Below are 16,349 nucleotides of genomic sequence, written 5' to 3'. Positions count from 1 at the left end.
TGAATTATTCTTCTACTGCAAATTCTAAGCTTACTTGGAAGTGTACGTCTTTACCGATCATTACGCCACCTGTTTCAAGTTTTTGGTTGAAAGTGATGCCATATTTTTCTCTATTAATTGAACCGTTAACGATATAACCAACTGTTGTTGCACCGTTCATTGGGTTTTTACTTTTACCTTCATAATTTAGTTCAAATGTTTCTTCTTCTGTTACATCTTTAATTGTTAAATTACCAGTTACTGATTTTTCATCTGCTTTTGTAACTTCGAATTTGATTTCTGGGTATTGTTCAACATTTAAGAAATCTTCGCCACGTAAGTGATTATCACGATCTTCTACGCGTGTATCAATTGATTTTGCGTTAATGATAAATTCACCTTGTAATGAGCTTAAATCTTCTACGTCACCTTCTGGTTTTGCTTCAAATTCGTTAAATCTACCTTTTACATTTGAAATTACTAAGTGTTTAATTGAAAATTCAACAGCTGAATGTGCTGCATCAAAGTTTAATTTTGCCATCCTACATTACCTCCTAATAATCATTTCGATATATTCATTATACCAAATACATATAATATATCAAACATGAAAACTCACTACTTAAAAATAAACGTTGTACTTCGGAAAAATGAGGTGCTATTTAACAATATAAAGTTTTTCATTACCACTCTACCCGTTCTAATGAGTGTTAATTACTTCATTATTATTTAAGAAATGTATAAATACTAAAAAATCCAGGACATAAATAACAACCATTAAGCCCCTCAAAGAATCTTTGAGGGGCTTATACTTATATCAATAATTCGTTTTGTTATTACTCAATACTTATATGTTATTTCAAAAAAACACAATAAACTTTAATTGTCCTTATCATTCTGTGTGTGTTTATCAATCAATCGTTTATAGTTGGCATATTTATATGGATCCTCTAGTTTTTCCCCACCAACATAAACTGTAGGGGCTACCGTTACACCATCTTTTTTAGCTTGTTGTTGATCCTTCTTTGCAACTTTCCATGCAGAACTTTGTTTTGATTTGTATGCCTCTTTAATCTTAGCTTTTTTCTGATTATCAATTTTTAGAGCGTCGATTTGTTTATCGATTAACTTTTTAGTAATCCAATTTTTTTCAGACTTAGGTTGTTGTTCAAACATGCGTTTTTGAAATGCTAAGTATTGTTTTGGGGCATATTGTTGAACCGCATGCCCTGCACGTGAACCGAGGAGTGCATCATCACCTAAAATAGCAATATTAACAAATTGATAATCTACTTTATCTTTATCAATATCATTTTCTTTCAGCTTAGGTAGTACATGTTGTTCTACCTTTTTACAATATGAACATTTGTAGTCACCATATTCAATAATTTTCACTTTACCATCTTTTGTTGTCTCTTCTTCTTTATGGAGATTGTCAATATTGTTACACCCACTCAGGACTATAATTGACAAAAGAAAGCACAGAGTAACAAATAACTTTTTCATTTAACTTTTGTGTACACCTCGATTGTTTGTTAGACAAACAACGCATTACTCATTTTTATTCATATTTTCTTCTTTATAGTCGGCCTCATGTCTTTGTGTGTAACCTTTAGAATTAAAGTCTTTTAAGTAATGTGCTTTGCCATTTTTAACTTTATAAGTGAAATAATGCTCTTCAGCATCACCTTTTAATGGTTTATACGCGATAGTAACGTATTTACCTTTTCCATAAACGTAAATATTCGCTTCTTTTTTATCGAATTTTTTATCTACATCACCTTTACGTTTATGTGCTAATTTCTTTTGGTATTTCTCTTGTTTCTGAACAGCTTTATCTATTTCTCCAGCATATTTTCCACTACTACAAGCAGAAAGAAATAATGCTACGATTGCGAATAATATTGTAAATTTCTTCATTAAATCAAGTCACCTTCAAACTATAATCTATATCTATGTTATTTTCTAAAATAAACACATGTATTTCCGTATACTACATCATACACCTAAATTTTTAAATATACTAGTGCATTTTAATATGATATAACCTATAGCACAACATTTAAATTGGGACACTAAACCATTTTAATCATTTGCTTTTGATATGCTATTTATATTTAACTTTGATATAATACATGTACATTGGGTTGCTTTTTTAAGGAGGAATTACTAAATTATGCAATTTGTGAAAATTACCCCTGATGAATTCGAAAAATTTACAACAGAAAACTTCTCACATTATACACAATCACGTTTAAATTATGAACATCTTGAACATGATTACAATAATGCTCATTTACTAGGTGTCAAAGATGATAATGATGAAGTGATTGCTGCTGGATTATTTACTGAAGCACGTGCTTTAAAATATTTTAAATACTTCTACAGCCAACGTGGCCCCGTATTAGATTATAATAATATCGCTTTAGTGAATTTCTTCTTTAAATCACTTACATCTTACTTAAAAAAGCATAACTGTCTTTACGTTCGCTTAGATCCCTATATTTTAGAAAATTTAAGAAATGCTGACGGTGAAATAGTGAAATCTTATGATAACCGTATTTTAATAAATACTTTAGAGTCACTCGGTTATAAACATGAAGGTTTCACAGTGGGCTACTCAAAAACAAGCCAAGCACGTTGGTTATCCGTATTAGACTTACAAGGTAAATCTGAAAAACAATTACTTAAAGAAATGGATTACCAAACACGAAGAAATATTAAGCGTACAGAAGAAATGGGCGTAGATGTTTGCACGCTTCCAATCGAAGAAACAGATCGTTTCTTTAAACTATTTAAAATGGCAGAAGAGAAACACGGTTTCAGTTTCCGTGACGAGCCTTATTTTGAAGAATTACAACAAGCCTATAAAGGCAATGCTTCTTTAAGATTAGCGTATGTAGATCTAACAAAATATTTATCGAACTTAACGACTAAACTGAATACACTTCAAACTCAATTATCTGAGGTTGAATCAGCATTAGAAGAAAGCCCTAATTCGAAAAAACAAAAGACAAAACATACACAAATCACGCAACAATTAAATAGTACACGCAGAAAAATTGATGATACAGAAAATACTATTAAATCTGATGGTGAAATATTAGATTTAGCTGCAGCTATTTATATATACAATGACCATGAAGTCTATTATTTATCAAGTGGCTCAAACCCTAAATATAACCCTTATATGGGTGCATATAAATTACAATGGGAAATGATTAAATTTGCCAAAGCACATGGCATTGATAGATACAATTTCTATGGTGTTACAGGTGACTTTAGTGAGGATGCTGAAGACGCTGGTGTACAACAATTTAAAAAAGGCTTTAACGCAGACGTTGAAGAATATATCGGCGATTTCGTTAAACCTATCAATACAGCAGCCTACACACTCGGCAAAGCGATTGGTAAATTATAAAAACTTCAAATATAAATCCCCTCAACTTTCAAAAAGTTTGAGGGGGTTTTTTAGAACATCAAACCCATCTATTACTTTGGAATACGATACATAAAATCTGAAAAACCCCTATCAATCTACTAAAAAATTGATAGGGGTTTATGAATCATTATTCAGCTGTGTTATTCGCTTCTTCATTTAACTTTCTTTTGCTTTTCAACATAAATACACAAATCAAGCTAATGATTGAAATAATAACCGCAAACCAAAACGCACCATGGTAACCATTTAATAATGCATCTTTTTGAATTTGTGCAGCCATTTCTTTCTTGTTCATCCCTTTATAATCACTCATAGTTGGTGAGAAATTCTTTGCGACTTGATTCATAGTTGTAATTAAACCTGCAGTACCGATAGAAGCTGCAATTTGTTGAACCGTATTCGTCATTGATGAACCATGTGCATTCATTTCTTTCGGTAATTGATTCATCGTATGTGTCATTAACGGCATAAGTCCAAATGCAATACCGATCATACGAATAGCATAAATTGTAGCTAATAATGCTGGAGCTGTATTTTCATCCATTACTACAAAATACGATGTTGTGATTACAACAGTTAACATACCGATTATCCCAAGAATTTTAGCACCGAACTTTTCATAAAGTAAGCCTGAAATAACCGACATAATAGCCATTACAATCGCACCTGGTAAAAGAATCAAACCAGATTGTAATGCCGAATCTTTCATAATGTTCTGTACAAACATTGGTAACACAGTTTCAGAACCAATCATCGCGATCATCGTAAATGCCATGATAATAATTCCGACTGTAAATTGACTATCCTTAAATACTGAAAAATCTAAGAGTGGTGTTTCTAACTTACGTTGTCTTAATACGAATAGCACGATCAAGATAATACCGCCAATAATCGTAGTTAAAACGATTGGATCGTCCCAACCATCACGAGATATTGAACTTGTACCGTATAGTAAACCACCGAAACCTAAACTGGATAAAATAATAGAAATTAAATCGATAGGTACTTTTTTGTTTGTACCGACATTTTTAATAAATATAAATGAAGCAATAAATGTTAGTGCAGCAATTGGCGCAACAACATGGAATAATGAACGCCAATTGAAATATTCAACTAAATAACCTGATAAAGTTGGACCAATAGCTGGAGCTAAACCGATCACTAATCCAAACGTTCCCATATACTTCCCACGTTCATGTGGTTCAAACACATCTAATATTGTCGTCATCATGAGGGGCATCATGATTCCTGAACCTAGTGCTTGAATAATTCTAGCAAATAATAAAATACTAAAGTTTGGACTGAAACCTGCAATAATTGTACCTAAGAAGAAAATGGTGATCGCCGTTAAGAAAACTTGTCTTGTTGTAAACCTTTGAATCACCATTGCAGATAATGGTATGACAACCCCATTTGCAAGTAAGAAAGCCGTAGTCAACCATTGAACTTGTGTGTAATCAATATCAAAATCTTTCATAATACTTGGTAATGCAGTGGTTAATAATGTTTCGTTCAAGAGACCAAAGAAGCCCCCAAATAACATTACAATAATCATCGTTAATTTCGTTTTATGTGACATATTTACCTCCCTTAATTGTGAACCGTAAGCTTTAAGTCATGCATTAACGCATTATACAGATTTTATAAATAGTTATCATATGAAATGCATCTATCTCGTTCAAAAATCGTTCATCAGTCTGACTTTTTTACTCGGACTAACGAGTATACCACATTGTTGCATCTTTAGGTTAATTGATTGTTAAAAAATTCACTGAATTATGTAAAATATAAAAAAGATGAAATTAGGATGTATTAATAATAATGAGTTTTATAAAAAACACTCATTTGTCACCTTTTTCCTAATTCCATCTTGATTGTTATTAAACATTTTTGTATAACTACCTATTTAACCATTAGTTGAATCATGAAAATGATTTTTCAACTATAAATAGTATTTATCTTCAACTTTCAAATCATCAGTTAGTTCATAAACAAGAGGTTCACCTGTCTTAATTTCTAACCCGGTAATGTCTTCATCACTCACATCTTCTAAATATTTAATTAATGCACGTAATGAATTGCCGTGCGCTGAAACTAATACAGTTTTTCCTGCTAATAATTGTGGTGCAATATGATCATTCCAATATGGTTTCACACGTACCAACGTATCTTTTAAACTTTCTGCATCAGGCATTACTCTCGCATCTAAATCACGATATTTAGGGTCGTTGATATAAGATTGTCTTTGATCTTCATCTTGAGCTGGTGGTGCAGTATCATATGAACGTCTCCAAATATGCACTTGTTCTTCACCGAAATCATCACGTGCATCATCTTTGTTTAATCCTTGTAAATTACCATAATGACGTTCGTTTAATCGCCAATGTTTATAAGTTGGAAGATATAATTGGTGTGATTCATTTAATATATGGTACGTTGTTTTAATCGCACGTTGCAGTAATGATGTATAAACGACATCTAACTGGATGTTATTATTTTTAAGCTTTTCTCCTGCTGTCTTAGCTTCTTGATGACCTTTTTCTGACAAATCAACATCAGCCCATCCAGTAAATAAGTTTTTAGCATTCCATTCACTTTGGCCATGTCTACATAAAACTAATCTTGCCATAATCTCACTACCTTCTTTTTAAAATTTATTTTGAAATTGGTTATTACAAAATATTACAAATCGTTCAATTGCATCTTATCACTTTAAAACGCTTTCTGTTAAATGATTATCTCGTTTTTAATGGATTTTACTATAAACAAATATGACAATACTCGCTTTTCATTGAAATAATTGTCTTATTTTTATCATAAATAGAAATGCATTTTAAAATGACTGTAACCTACACATTTGAATTTGATGATATAGTAGGCATCGTTGAATTAATAAAATATCTAGTTACTTAGTTAATAATTTTAAATTTTTAAAATTAAATTAGGAGGACTTTTATTTATGAAAAAGTTATTATTAGCATCTTTCGCGTCATTAACAATTGCAGCAACAGGATATAGTGCAGGAGCAAGTGTAAATACAGCTGATGCTTCTGAAACGACTACACAATCTACAGATAGCGTATATAAAGAGTTCATCGAAGCTGGCGGCACAAAAGAACTTTGGGAAAAAGTTGTATTACCAGAATCAGGTGGTAATCCAGATGCCGTAAATCCAGCAGGTTATAAAGGTCTAGGACAAACAAAAGAAGCTTGGGGTTCTGGTTCAGTTGAAGAACAAACAAAAGGTATGATTAATTACGCTGAAGAACGTTATGGTTCAATTGATAAAGCAATTGAATTCCGTGAAGCACACGGCTGGTGGTAATTTTTTAAAGTATCTTCATAATTTGAATTCCAATAACATTTAATATAAAAAAACTCCGTTGAAAGTGTATGCTTTCAACGGAGTTTTTAGTATAACCACGTTATTTAACTTTCCGCTTCATGTTGGTCCTGTATTGAAGCTGGTTCTGGATGAACATAAATAGATGAAATTCCTTTTTTATGCATGTGACGCTCAACTGCATCACAAATATTATGAGCTTCTTCAAGAGATAAATGTGAATCCACGACGATGGTTACGTCCACAAACACACTGCTACCATGATAGCGTCCTTTAATATTTTGAACCGCGATGACGTCTTCTATTTCTAATACATCGTTTTTATATTCAATTAAGTCTTGTTCATTAAAGCCATCACTCAATGTAAAAATGGATTCCCTAAAAATACCAAAGCCTGTATATATAATGATAAGACCAAGAATCGTTGCTAGGATTGAGTCTAAAATAGGTAAGCCCATTTGTGTAAATAGTAATCCAACTGCTGTTCCGATACTTACGAGGGCGTCAGATAAATTGTCTTTCGAAGCAGAACTTAATGAACTACTATTCGTACGGCGTGCCAAACGTCTATTTATAAAAAATACTGCTAACATCAACGCACCACTGAGTATACTGATATAAATTGTGATCAAATTAGGTGTAGGATGTTTTCCTATAAATATTCGAGGAAAGTTTTCGATTGTAACTTGAAGTCCAACAAACATAATGATAAATGATACTAACAATGTAGATATATTTTCTGATTTAAGATGGCCGTATGGGTGATTTTTATCTGGTGGTTTGATTGAAATCTTCAACCCTATAATGACTGCTAAAGATACAATGATATCCGTCATATTATTAATACCATCGGCACGAACTGCAGCAGAATCATAAATATAACCGACTGCATATTTTACAATTGCCATTACAATATAGACGATTAAACTTAAAAATGCACCTCTTTGTGCTACTTTTAAATTTTCAGTTTGGGACATGAACTACAACCACCTTTATTTATGTTGGGATTTTAGTATGAATGATTAAATCACGCATGACAACTGTTTTTTTCAGGAAATGATTTAATACAAATTAATAAAAATATTTTTTAACATTGCCTAAAAATTGCATAGATATTTAGAAAATTTTTAGCATAAAAATAACTGGGAGCACATTTAGTTTTGCTCCCAGCCTTTCAAATTAATTTATCAAAATATCTTATTTATCTTTAAGAATGTATTTAGACAGTACAAATGTCACAGGTATCGTTATAATCAGACCTGCAAATGGTGCAATGATGGATGAAATGTGGAACCATTTTACAAATATATATAGTAGTAAGGTTTGCATGCCCATATTAATCGCTTGCGTTAATGGAAATGCTAAAAATTTCTTCCACGTCGGTTTCACTTTATATACAAAATAACAATTCAAAAAGTATGAAACGACAAAACTAAAAATAAAACCTGTAATATGGCTTATCATATAGTTCAGTCCGATCCCTTTTAATAACAGTAAATACACGGCATAGTAATTTGCAGTGTTAATCCCACCAACAATGATAAATTTAATAATTTCATAATGCGTCTTCTTTAATTTCATGTGTTTCTCCTTTAATTCATTGCTCTTACCCGGATTCAACTTCTCCAATATTAACATATTTTATATACTTGATAGGAACAGTACAAGATAAACACGATGTTTAACTTAAGTATGTATTTTTATGTTCTACGTCCTCAAAATATCTATTCGGTTATGATATGATTTATATAATCATTTTTAGTTAAATAACGAACACTAAATATTATAAATTAAACGTTGCATTTTTACATGCATATGGGATAATTACCTAGTTAGAAACAAAACAAACACATGCGCAAGCGTTCAAAAGGAGTACCACATATGAACAAAGCAACAACACGTCAAATACCTTTAATTATTATTATCGTCTTAGGTATAATGACTACTTTCGGCCCACTCACAATAGATATGTATGTGCCGTCATTACCAAGTATTCAAAGTGACTTTAAAATAACAACTTCACAAGCACAACTAACGTCATCATTTGCGATGATTGGTCTTGCGATTGGACAATTTATCTTTGGTCCTCTATCAGATGCCTTCGGTCGTAAAAAGGTCGCCCTCATCATTATCGCAATTTATACATTAGCATCTGGTATCGCGATCTTTACAACTTCGATCTCATGGTTACTCGTATTGAGATTAATTCAAGGATTAACGGGCGGTGGCGCCATCGTAATTGCAAAAGCCTCAGTCGGTGATAAACATAAAGGTCAAACTTTAGCTAAAGTACTCGCATCTTTGCTCGTCGTTAACGGAATAATTACAATTATTGCCCCACTTATTGGCGGATATGCTTTATCCATCGCAAATTGGAAGGCAATCTTCTTAATATTAACGATTGTGAGCTTTATTATTTTATTATTTGCGATTCTCTTTATGGAAGAAACAAAACAGAGCGATATTACTAAATTAAATTTTGGTGCAATTTTTAAAGACTTTGGTTATTTATTACGTCGACCTTCATTTGTTATACCAATGTTACTACAAGGGTTAACGTATGTAATGCTATTTAGCTTTTCATCAGCAGCACCTTTCATCACTCAAAAGATTTACGAACTCACACCTCAACAATTTAGTATTCTCGTTTCTATTAATGGGATTGGGTTGATTATTACAAGTCAACTAACCGCTAAACTCGTTGAATATGTGGATCGTCGTATATTACTCATCATATTAACAATGATTCAAATCAGCGGTGTTATTTTAATTATAGTGGCCCTTACGATGCATCTCCCTATATGGGTTCTCATTGTTGCATTCTTCTTAAATGTTTGTCCGGTGACCGGTATTGGACCACTCAGCTTCGCATTGGCAATGGAATCACGTACAGGTGGTAGTGGTAATGCCTCTAGTTTATTAGGGCTCTTCCAATTTATACTCGGTGCAGTGATGTCACCTCTTGTAGGTTTAAAAGGTGAATTCAATACTACACCTTATGCAATTATATTAGTAGTAACGACGCTATTAATTATTATTCTGATCTTTGCTTTAAAATATACTAATAAAAATACAAAAACAAATGCTTAAATTAAAAAAAGGGAACGTTGTATCGTTCCCTTTTTCTTTTTATTCAATTTCTATAACCTCTAATGCATGGTCAATCTCTGTCTCAATATTATCTGTACGCCATTCTCGACCATAGCCTAAACATGGACAATAATACATAATACCATTTTCTTCAAATTTACTTCTAAAATGCACGTGCCCCATGATGCTATGTCGAATATTAAAACGCTCATAAAAATTATTAAAGTCAGACGTACCTATAAACGCATTAAAATAATCAAATATGCGATGCGGCATAGGTACTGCAAATTTAGGATGTGTAACGACATGTGTCATTAGAATAACCTTTTTATCTTTTACCGCTTGTAAGTCTTTCTCGGCTTGTTTTGCTGCTTTTTTTGATAATTGTTGGTCCTCCGTCTCCCAATCTATCTTCACCTTATCTTGCCATGTCGCTCCATAATATTTGCGTCTCGCTATACGTTCCAATGAAAACTTTGGACTTGCGTACGTATAATCGTACCATCCTGTGTTGCCAACAATTGCCCATTCGTCGTTAATAACGAAAGGCTTTCCTATTAAACATGCATCCATTTTCATATAATATTCTAATATTTCATTTGAATTTAAATCTGTATCTGTCGACCAAAAGTCATGATTACCTGGTATAAATTTAACAGTTATCGATGTTTGTCGCTCAATTTGTTCCAGAAATTGATGCGTCAATTTATAATTGTTAGAAACGTCACCTGCGACTAACAATAAATCTACTTCTTCACGTTGCAAAGTACGTACCATAATTTTTAAATAATCTTCCGGAGTTAAAGATTTATGACGGTCTATATGTAAATCTGAAATTGCACCAATCCTCATCCTTATTACCTTCCTTACTTTAGTTAACAACGTTATTATGACACTTCATACATATAACACTTAAATGTTTTGCTTAGTTTCCTTATTTTTTATCGTTTTTCTTGTCTCACGCGCAAGATATATTTACACTTTTCCACAGTTATGTTTAAAATTAATATTTAATTGTGTTATGGTTATATTTGATTATTTATTTTTTTGGAGGAAAAATTTAATGCGCAGTAAGTGGCTAACCTTATTACTCACCCCTTTGTTAATATTAACAGCTAGTAATGATGTATTTGCTAGTAGTCATACAAATTCTCACCGTAATTCATGGTTTGATATGGTGTTCACACAACCTATCGACATGTTATTACACGGACTCGGACATCTCTATGGTGAAAACTACGGCTTAGCCATAATCACGATTGTAATCATCATCAGACTTATTATTATGCCATTAATGGTCATGCAGGTTAAAAGTATGCATATGATGAGAGAAAAAACAAAGGTCGTACAACCACATATCGATGAATTGAAAAAACAAGCTAAAGATGCAAAACATAAAGAAGAGAAACAGGAAGTTAATAAAGCACTATCAGAGCTATACAAAAAATATGGAATCAGTCCTTTCAAGAATATGGTTGGATGTTTACCAATCTTTATTCAATTACCTATTCTATTCGGGCTAATACAAACTTTAAAATATCCAAGTGGTGGCGGAATCGAAAAGTATCCTAATTTCCTTTGGTTCGATCTAACTGAACCGAACTTATGGATTTCATTAATAGCGGCCATTATTTATTTCTTCCAACCTTTAGTCAACTCAATTCACTATCCAAAAGATCAAAGAAAAACGTATTACTTTATGATGATTGCTTCACCTATTATCATCACATACATTTCTTTACAGTCAGCAAGTGCACTCGGTTTATATTGGACAGTAGGTGGTTTATTCCTAATTATCCAAATGCATTTAGCACATGGCTATTACAATAAAAAAGCTAAAAAAGAAGCGGCAGAACTCGAAGATAGAATCAAAAAAGCAGAAGCACGAGATGAAACGAATTAAAGCCTATATTTAACTCATCCCACAAAGTTAGTAACTTTGTGGGATTTTTTATTAAATATTTCATGTGCTTCACACCTTATTTTCTTTTAGTTACTTAAAGTGCTATGCTAAAATCACCGACATGAACGAGGAGGAGCGAAATGGAATTTACAATTAGGCCTATTAATGATGATGATAAACAAAGTGCCGCAATCGTGCATTATGAAAGTTGGCTTACTACTTATAATAATCTTTTAGAGAATAATTATTTGAAACATTTAGATAAACATCAATTTTTAAGTACCTCATCTTTACACAATACCCCTACGCTTGTAGCAACTGTTAGAAACCAAGTTGTCGGCTTCATCTCTTATGGCAAAACCCATGAAATCAAAGCCTCTGACAATTGGAGTGAAATATTTGATATTTATTTGTTAGAAGAATATCAACATCACATGATTGGTTATGCATTGATGCAACGTGCTTTAGAACTCTCCTACCCTGATGATATTACGTTATGGGTTGTTGAACAGAACGCTAGTGCTATCCGCTTTTATGAACAAATTGGTTTTGAGAAAACATCAGATAAAAAGACCGTTTATTTTGGTAAATATTATAATGAAATCCGTATGAACTACCACCGTAATAAACATGAGATTTAAAAAACGTACCACTGGAATATCTCGTGTGGTCGATTGGTATAACTTAGTGTATTTCACCTAATGCAATTTTAATGTCATCCTCATATGAAACAATCACTTCGAGTGCAGTAATCAGACCTTTAGCAATCAAATCGAGAGACATGGACGGCGTTTCACCTTTTTGTATGACTTGTTCTGGAATATAAGGAATATGAATAAATCCAAACTTTAAATTTGGAAAGTATTGTTCATGCATGTAGCCCAGTTGATAAAGTATATGATTACATACAAAGGTTCCAGCACTATGTGATAAACGTGCTGGGATACCCACGTCTCGAATTGCTTTTGTGATTCTCTTCACCGGTAAATTTGAAAAATACGCTGACGCTCCACCCTCTTGAATACGCTCATCTATCGGCTGCTTGCCATTATTGTCTGGAATACGTGCATCATCTAAATTAATACCTATACGTTCTGGTGTAATTTCGAAACGACCTCCTGCTTGTCCGATAACTAACACCACATCATATTGATATCGCTTCATCTCTTGTTCTAACACTTTACTACTTTCGTTAAATGTTGTAGGTATTTCTAAAGTATCAATTTTATGTGTTTGTATTGTTTTAGGAAGAAGTTGGAGCACTTCTGATGCGGGATTTACTATATCTTCTCCAAACGGTTCAAACCCTGCCACTAATATTTTCATAACGCACACCCCTTTATTTATTTACGATTTATAACTATCTTACCTAAACCGGTTTCTTTTTCAAAAAAGAAGCTATCGCACTCAAATACGATAACTTCCTCTTTATTAAGTAATACAATTTTTTATTTACTTTTTCAAAGGTTGAAAAATGATGTTATATCCATTTCAATTCCTCAGCAGAAACATCTTTTGATGACCTTAACGCGGTAAGCACTATTATCAATTTCATTAATTTTGCAAGTGCCGTACAAAAGAAAGACAATAAGTAAATATGCGTAAAATCAGCACATATGTTTAATATTATAGCTAAAAATAATAATATAACCGCTGATAATCTTTTTCTACCTGCATCGTAAAAGCGTCTTACAGTAACTGCTAACGTAGGAATAATAATTGATAAACCTAATATAGCCAAGAACGTAAATACAATATTTTTCAAATAAAGCATATGTAAATGTTCTATACCACTAACAATAGCTATAGCGATAATTACTAAAACGATATGTGTGAGTACTGGCGTCCAAAATTCTTGAACATTCGACTTGCCTTTAAGGTCAAAATATCGTTTCCAGAAATCTTTATACGCTTCTACCATTAAAATATCATCCTTTTCTGTTAAATATTTCAAATGTTTACGTATTATATTGTCCTTTCGGCACTAATATGAGTACTGCTGTAAATGCTAATAAAGCTAACAAAGCATTAAACCATAAACCATACATTGCCCCTAAATGGATGTTGGTCGCAGATGTAACGATACCATAAATGGCAGCTGAAATGGCTACCCCAAATGAATTACCCAACGATGAGGCCATCTTATAAATACCTGAAGCTACGCCAACTTTTGACTCTGGAGCCGTAGAAACTGCTGTATCTGTGGACGGTGTTGCATAAACCCCCAGCCCTAAACCATAAATGAGGTAGCCTAATACACACATGATGATATATAGCGTTAATGGTAAAAAGGATAACGATATCATTAAAATACCTATCGTATTCAATGCTGCACCTAATAGCATTGGACGTTTGGCTCCCATCATTTGCATGAGCTTTTCACCTGCACGAATCGTCACAAGTACTGCCACTAGATATGTAAGTGTCATCATACCTGACTGAAAGGCGTTAAAGTGCAATCCAGATTGAAAATAAGTATTCCCAACGATCAGTGTTCCTGTGACTGCGTTAAGTAAAAAGTTAGAAATCGTCGCCCCACTATATCCTTTATGTTTAAATAATAAAAAATCAATAAGCGGATTGCGTAATTTGCGTTCATACAATACAAACGCAACAGTCGACATAATAAAAGCAACAATCATACTTAGAATAAATGGTGATGTTATACCGTGATCTGCAGCTTGCGTAATAATCAAGTTGATACTTAACATCGAAACAATCAGTAATACTAAACCGACATAATCAAATTTACCTTGTTCTTTTTCTATGTTCGTTAATCCTTTCGTCTCGGGTGTGTGTTTCATTAAATACATTGCGAGGAGCGCAACGAGGATTGAGATTACAAAGATTGATCTCCAACCAATAAATGTAGACATAATACCGCCGAAGAATGAACAAACGCCGGTACCTCCCCAAGAGCCAATTGACCAATAACTCAATGCTCTTTGACGTCTTGTTCCTATGTAATATTCATTAATAATCGCTAATGTAGAAGGCATAATGAACGCTGCTGAGAGGCCTTGTATTGCTCGGCCTACAACTAAGAATGGCGTTAAGCCAGTAATAATAATAAACAATGAACCAATGACACTAAGTATTAATCCCACATAGGTCATCTTCACTCTACCATAACGGTCCGCTAGACCCCCTGCACCTACAACAAACAAACCACAGAGTAATGCTGTTAAACTCACTGCTACATTGATCGTTCCATAATTTGTATTGAACGAAGATTGTAAATCAGGGACTATATTGACGAGTGATTGTGCGAATAACCAAAACGTTATTACACCTAAAAATATTCCAAAAAGAAGTCTATTATCTCCTTCAAAGGTTTGTGATGACTCCATATACTTACTTCCTCCTATAATATCCTCAATATGTTGGAGTACACTAAACAAATATTTATATACCTTACTTTATACGAGATAAATTCAAATTGATGTTTATAAATAAATATTAAGTGCTAGGATATAATCTTATTTAAACTTGAGCTGTCGCATTATAATCGTTTAAATTAAATTATAAAAAAAACAACTTAAACCATCTCATAAATTATCTTGAAAATTAAATCCAATATTTATACCCAAAATAACATTTTACCTCTTACAATTCTAAATACAAGCAATGTGAATTATCGATTTATGATTTCTCATAAAAAAGACATAAAAATAGAAGCTGGGACAAAAATAGTTGTCTCAGCTTCTATGTCAACTAGAGAGACTAGGAAATTTCTATGAGAAAATTCGATTTCTGTCCCACCCCCTACATTATGCCCATAATGATAAAGTATACAGAGAATGAATGCATAGTTAACTTTCTACCATCCATTCGATTGCTTGTTTAATAGCATGATCCCAATAAGCATAATCGTGATTCCCAGGTTCATCTTTAAATTGATAATCAATGCCTTTGTCATCTAAGTAATGTATAAACCGAACATTTTCATCAAACAATTCATCTGTGCGACCACACATAATTAATAATTCAGGTAACTGCATTTTTGATTCTGCCGCTTGATCAACAAGATGATATAAATCAAGGTCAGTGCCTTGCGTTTGTTTGTTAGTTCCTGCAATTGCCTCAGGTGAAAAGTCAGGCCAGTTAATATACATAAACGTTTCAGCCTTAAACACTGCCGATAAGCTACAAGCTTTTGCAAAACGAGCACCTTGGGTTAAAGCATATTTCATTGTGCCATAACCGCCCATTGAATGACCTGCGATAAAATTATCTTTACGTTCACGTGACAATGGCAGCACTTGGTGCACATAGTCATAAACTTCTAATATATAATCATAATAACTATGGCCATATTTCATATTGCTGTAAAAACTATGATCTGCACTTGGCATGATGATGGCTAATTGATGCTCATTCGCATAACGTTCTATACTTGTATATCTTACATAAGACGTTGAATCACTCGATAATCCATGTAATAGCATTAACGATTTCAATTGTTTCGGTTGGGCTTTACTATCAAAATAACTATCATCTTCAGGTAAGATTACAGACAATGTTTGATCTTTACCAATCGTCTTTGATTTATAATTTAATGATAAAAACGCCATCACTGGTCACTCCTTATT

General features: G+C 32.9%; 17 protein-coding genes. 5 read left to right on the top strand and 12 right to left on the bottom strand.

Annotation, left to right across the window (positions count from 1 at the left end; translation table 11 throughout):
* Positions 1-4 precede the first annotated feature (4 nt).
* The 3 genes from NGI30_RS01230 to NGI30_RS01220 all read right to left on the bottom strand — a co-directional run bounded on the left by NGI30_RS01230 (position 5) and on the right by NGI30_RS01220 (position 1,899).
* Positions 5-520, bottom strand: coding sequence for a YceI family protein (locus NGI30_RS01230; RefSeq protein ID WP_251517562.1), 516 nt, complete (start codon positions 518-520; stop codon positions 5-7).
* A gap of 338 nt (positions 521-858) precedes the next feature.
* Positions 859-1,485, bottom strand: coding sequence for a DsbA family protein (locus NGI30_RS01225; RefSeq protein WP_251942487.1), 627 nt, complete (start codon positions 1,483-1,485; stop codon positions 859-861).
* A 45-nt stretch (positions 1,486-1,530) separates the two neighbouring features.
* Positions 1,531-1,899: a cystatin-like fold lipoprotein gene (locus NGI30_RS01220; RefSeq protein WP_251517548.1), complete on the bottom strand. Its 369-nt coding sequence runs from the start codon at positions 1,897-1,899 to the stop codon at positions 1,531-1,533.
* 256 nt (positions 1,900-2,155) lie between these two features.
* Between NGI30_RS01220 and NGI30_RS01215 the strand changes: the two genes are divergently transcribed.
* Entirely contained in the window at positions 2,156-3,400 is a 1,245-nt protein-coding gene (locus NGI30_RS01215; protein WP_251517546.1) for an aminoacyltransferase, read from the top strand.
* A gap of 148 nt (positions 3,401-3,548) precedes the next feature.
* Here NGI30_RS01215 and NGI30_RS01210 read toward each other — a convergent pair whose 3' ends face one another.
* Positions 3,549-5,000 carry an MDR family MFS transporter gene (locus NGI30_RS01210; protein WP_251942485.1) on the bottom strand — a complete coding sequence of 484 codons (1,452 nt, stop codon included), beginning with the start codon at positions 4,998-5,000 and terminating at the stop codon, positions 3,549-3,551.
* Positions 5,001-5,363: 363 nt separating this feature from the next.
* Positions 5,364-6,050: a 2,3-diphosphoglycerate-dependent phosphoglycerate mutase gene (locus tag NGI30_RS01205; RefSeq protein WP_251517541.1), complete on the bottom strand. Its 687-nt coding sequence runs from the start codon at positions 6,048-6,050 to the stop codon at positions 5,364-5,366.
* A gap of 330 nt (positions 6,051-6,380) precedes the next feature.
* Between NGI30_RS01205 and NGI30_RS01200 the strand changes: the two genes are divergently transcribed.
* Positions 6,381-6,746 carry an aggregation-promoting factor C-terminal-like domain-containing protein gene (locus tag NGI30_RS01200; protein WP_251517538.1) on the top strand — a complete coding sequence of 122 codons (366 nt, stop codon included), beginning with the start codon at positions 6,381-6,383 and terminating at the stop codon, positions 6,744-6,746.
* Between the two features lie 104 nt (positions 6,747-6,850).
* Here the strand turns inward: NGI30_RS01200 and NGI30_RS01195 are convergent, their stop codons facing one another.
* Together NGI30_RS01195 and NGI30_RS01190 are read right to left on the bottom strand one after the other, a co-directional pair.
* Complete coding sequence (locus NGI30_RS01195; protein ID WP_251942483.1) at positions 6,851-7,741, bottom strand: cation diffusion facilitator family transporter; 891 nt, start codon at positions 7,739-7,741, stop codon at positions 6,851-6,853.
* Between the two features lie 220 nt (positions 7,742-7,961).
* Positions 7,962-8,345 carry a GtrA family protein gene (locus NGI30_RS01190; RefSeq protein WP_251517533.1) on the bottom strand — a complete coding sequence of 128 codons (384 nt, stop codon included), beginning with the start codon at positions 8,343-8,345 and terminating at the stop codon, positions 7,962-7,964.
* Positions 8,346-8,645: 300 nt separating this feature from the next.
* On the opposite strand from NGI30_RS01190, the gene tcaB reads away from it, so the two are divergent.
* Positions 8,646-9,854, top strand: coding sequence for a putative multidrug effflux MFS transporter TcaB (gene tcaB / locus NGI30_RS01185; protein ID WP_251942481.1), 1,209 nt, complete (start codon positions 8,646-8,648; stop codon positions 9,852-9,854).
* A 39-nt stretch (positions 9,855-9,893) separates the two neighbouring features.
* Here the strand turns inward: tcaB and NGI30_RS01180 are convergent, their stop codons facing one another.
* A complete protein-coding gene (locus NGI30_RS01180) occupies positions 9,894-10,706 on the bottom strand; it encodes a metallophosphoesterase (protein WP_251517527.1) in 813 nt (270 codons plus the stop codon).
* Positions 10,707-10,917: 211 nt separating this feature from the next.
* Between NGI30_RS01180 and yidC the strand changes: the two genes are divergently transcribed.
* Positions 10,918-11,757, top strand: coding sequence for a membrane protein insertase YidC (gene yidC, locus NGI30_RS01175; RefSeq protein ID WP_251517525.1), 840 nt, complete (start codon positions 10,918-10,920; stop codon positions 11,755-11,757).
* A gap of 140 nt (positions 11,758-11,897) precedes the next feature.
* A complete protein-coding gene (locus NGI30_RS01170) occupies positions 11,898-12,398 on the top strand; it encodes a GNAT family N-acetyltransferase (protein ID WP_251517522.1) in 501 nt (166 codons plus the stop codon).
* Between the two features lie 43 nt (positions 12,399-12,441).
* On the opposite strand, the gene pcp is transcribed toward NGI30_RS01170, so the two are convergent.
* The 4 genes from pcp to NGI30_RS01150 all read right to left on the bottom strand — a co-directional run bounded on the left by pcp (position 12,442) and on the right by NGI30_RS01150 (position 16,331).
* Positions 12,442-13,083 carry a pyroglutamyl-peptidase I gene (pcp, locus tag NGI30_RS01165; protein WP_251942479.1) on the bottom strand — a complete coding sequence of 214 codons (642 nt, stop codon included), beginning with the start codon at positions 13,081-13,083 and terminating at the stop codon, positions 12,442-12,444.
* A gap of 154 nt (positions 13,084-13,237) precedes the next feature.
* Complete coding sequence (locus NGI30_RS01160) at positions 13,238-13,678, bottom strand: DUF805 domain-containing protein (RefSeq protein ID WP_251942477.1); 441 nt, start codon at positions 13,676-13,678, stop codon at positions 13,238-13,240.
* Between the two features lie 37 nt (positions 13,679-13,715).
* Complete coding sequence (locus NGI30_RS01155) at positions 13,716-15,107, bottom strand: MFS transporter (protein WP_251517514.1); 1,392 nt, start codon at positions 15,105-15,107, stop codon at positions 13,716-13,718.
* Between the two features lie 462 nt (positions 15,108-15,569).
* Positions 15,570-16,331, bottom strand: coding sequence for an alpha/beta hydrolase (locus tag NGI30_RS01150; RefSeq protein WP_251942475.1), 762 nt, complete (start codon positions 16,329-16,331; stop codon positions 15,570-15,572).
* Between the last annotated feature and the right edge of the window lie 18 nt (positions 16,332-16,349).

Source organism: Staphylococcus sp. Marseille-Q5304, assembly GCF_943737015.1.
Taxonomy (GTDB): domain Bacteria; phylum Bacillota; class Bacilli; order Staphylococcales; family Staphylococcaceae; genus Staphylococcus; species Staphylococcus hsinchuensis.
The sequence above is the reverse complement of the archived record's forward strand: the minus strand, read 5'-3'. Positions and strand labels throughout refer to the sequence as shown.

Bases quoted from the DNA above. Each gene is read 5' to 3' on its own strand.
- NGI30_RS01230 (WP_251517562.1), bottom strand. From the start codon at position 520: ATGGCAAAATTAAACTTTGATGCAGCACATTCAGCTGTTGAATTTTCA.
- NGI30_RS01225 (WP_251942487.1), bottom strand. From the start codon at position 1,485: ATGAAAAAGTTATTTGTTACTCTGTGCTTTCTTTTGTCAATTATAGTC.
- NGI30_RS01220 (WP_251517548.1), bottom strand. From the start codon at position 1,899: ATGAAGAAATTTACAATATTATTCGCAATCGTAGCATTATTTCTTTCT.
- NGI30_RS01215 (WP_251517546.1), top strand. From the start codon at position 2,156: ATGCAATTTGTGAAAATTACCCCTGATGAATTCGAAAAATTTACAACA.
- NGI30_RS01210 (WP_251942485.1), bottom strand. From the start codon at position 5,000: ATGTCACATAAAACGAAATTAACGATGATTATTGTAATGTTATTTGGG.
- NGI30_RS01205 (WP_251517541.1), bottom strand. From the start codon at position 6,050: ATGGCAAGATTAGTTTTATGTAGACATGGCCAAAGTGAATGGAATGCT.
- NGI30_RS01200 (WP_251517538.1), top strand. From the start codon at position 6,381: ATGAAAAAGTTATTATTAGCATCTTTCGCGTCATTAACAATTGCAGCA.
- NGI30_RS01195 (WP_251942483.1), bottom strand. From the start codon at position 7,741: ATGTCCCAAACTGAAAATTTAAAAGTAGCACAAAGAGGTGCATTTTTA.
- NGI30_RS01190 (WP_251517533.1), bottom strand. From the start codon at position 8,345: ATGAAATTAAAGAAGACGCATTATGAAATTATTAAATTTATCATTGTT.
- tcaB (WP_251942481.1), top strand. From the start codon at position 8,646: ATGAACAAAGCAACAACACGTCAAATACCTTTAATTATTATTATCGTC.
- NGI30_RS01180 (WP_251517527.1), bottom strand. From the start codon at position 10,706: ATGAGGATTGGTGCAATTTCAGATTTACATATAGACCGTCATAAATCT.
- yidC (WP_251517525.1), top strand. From the start codon at position 10,918: ATGCGCAGTAAGTGGCTAACCTTATTACTCACCCCTTTGTTAATATTA.
- NGI30_RS01170 (WP_251517522.1), top strand. From the start codon at position 11,898: ATGGAATTTACAATTAGGCCTATTAATGATGATGATAAACAAAGTGCC.
- pcp (WP_251942479.1), bottom strand. From the start codon at position 13,083: ATGAAAATATTAGTGGCAGGGTTTGAACCGTTTGGAGAAGATATAGTA.
- NGI30_RS01160 (WP_251942477.1), bottom strand. From the start codon at position 13,678: ATGGTAGAAGCGTATAAAGATTTCTGGAAACGATATTTTGACCTTAAA.
- NGI30_RS01155 (WP_251517514.1), bottom strand. From the start codon at position 15,107: ATGGAGTCATCACAAACCTTTGAAGGAGATAATAGACTTCTTTTTGGA.
- NGI30_RS01150 (WP_251942475.1), bottom strand. From the start codon at position 16,331: ATGGCGTTTTTATCATTAAATTATAAATCAAAGACGATTGGTAAAGAT.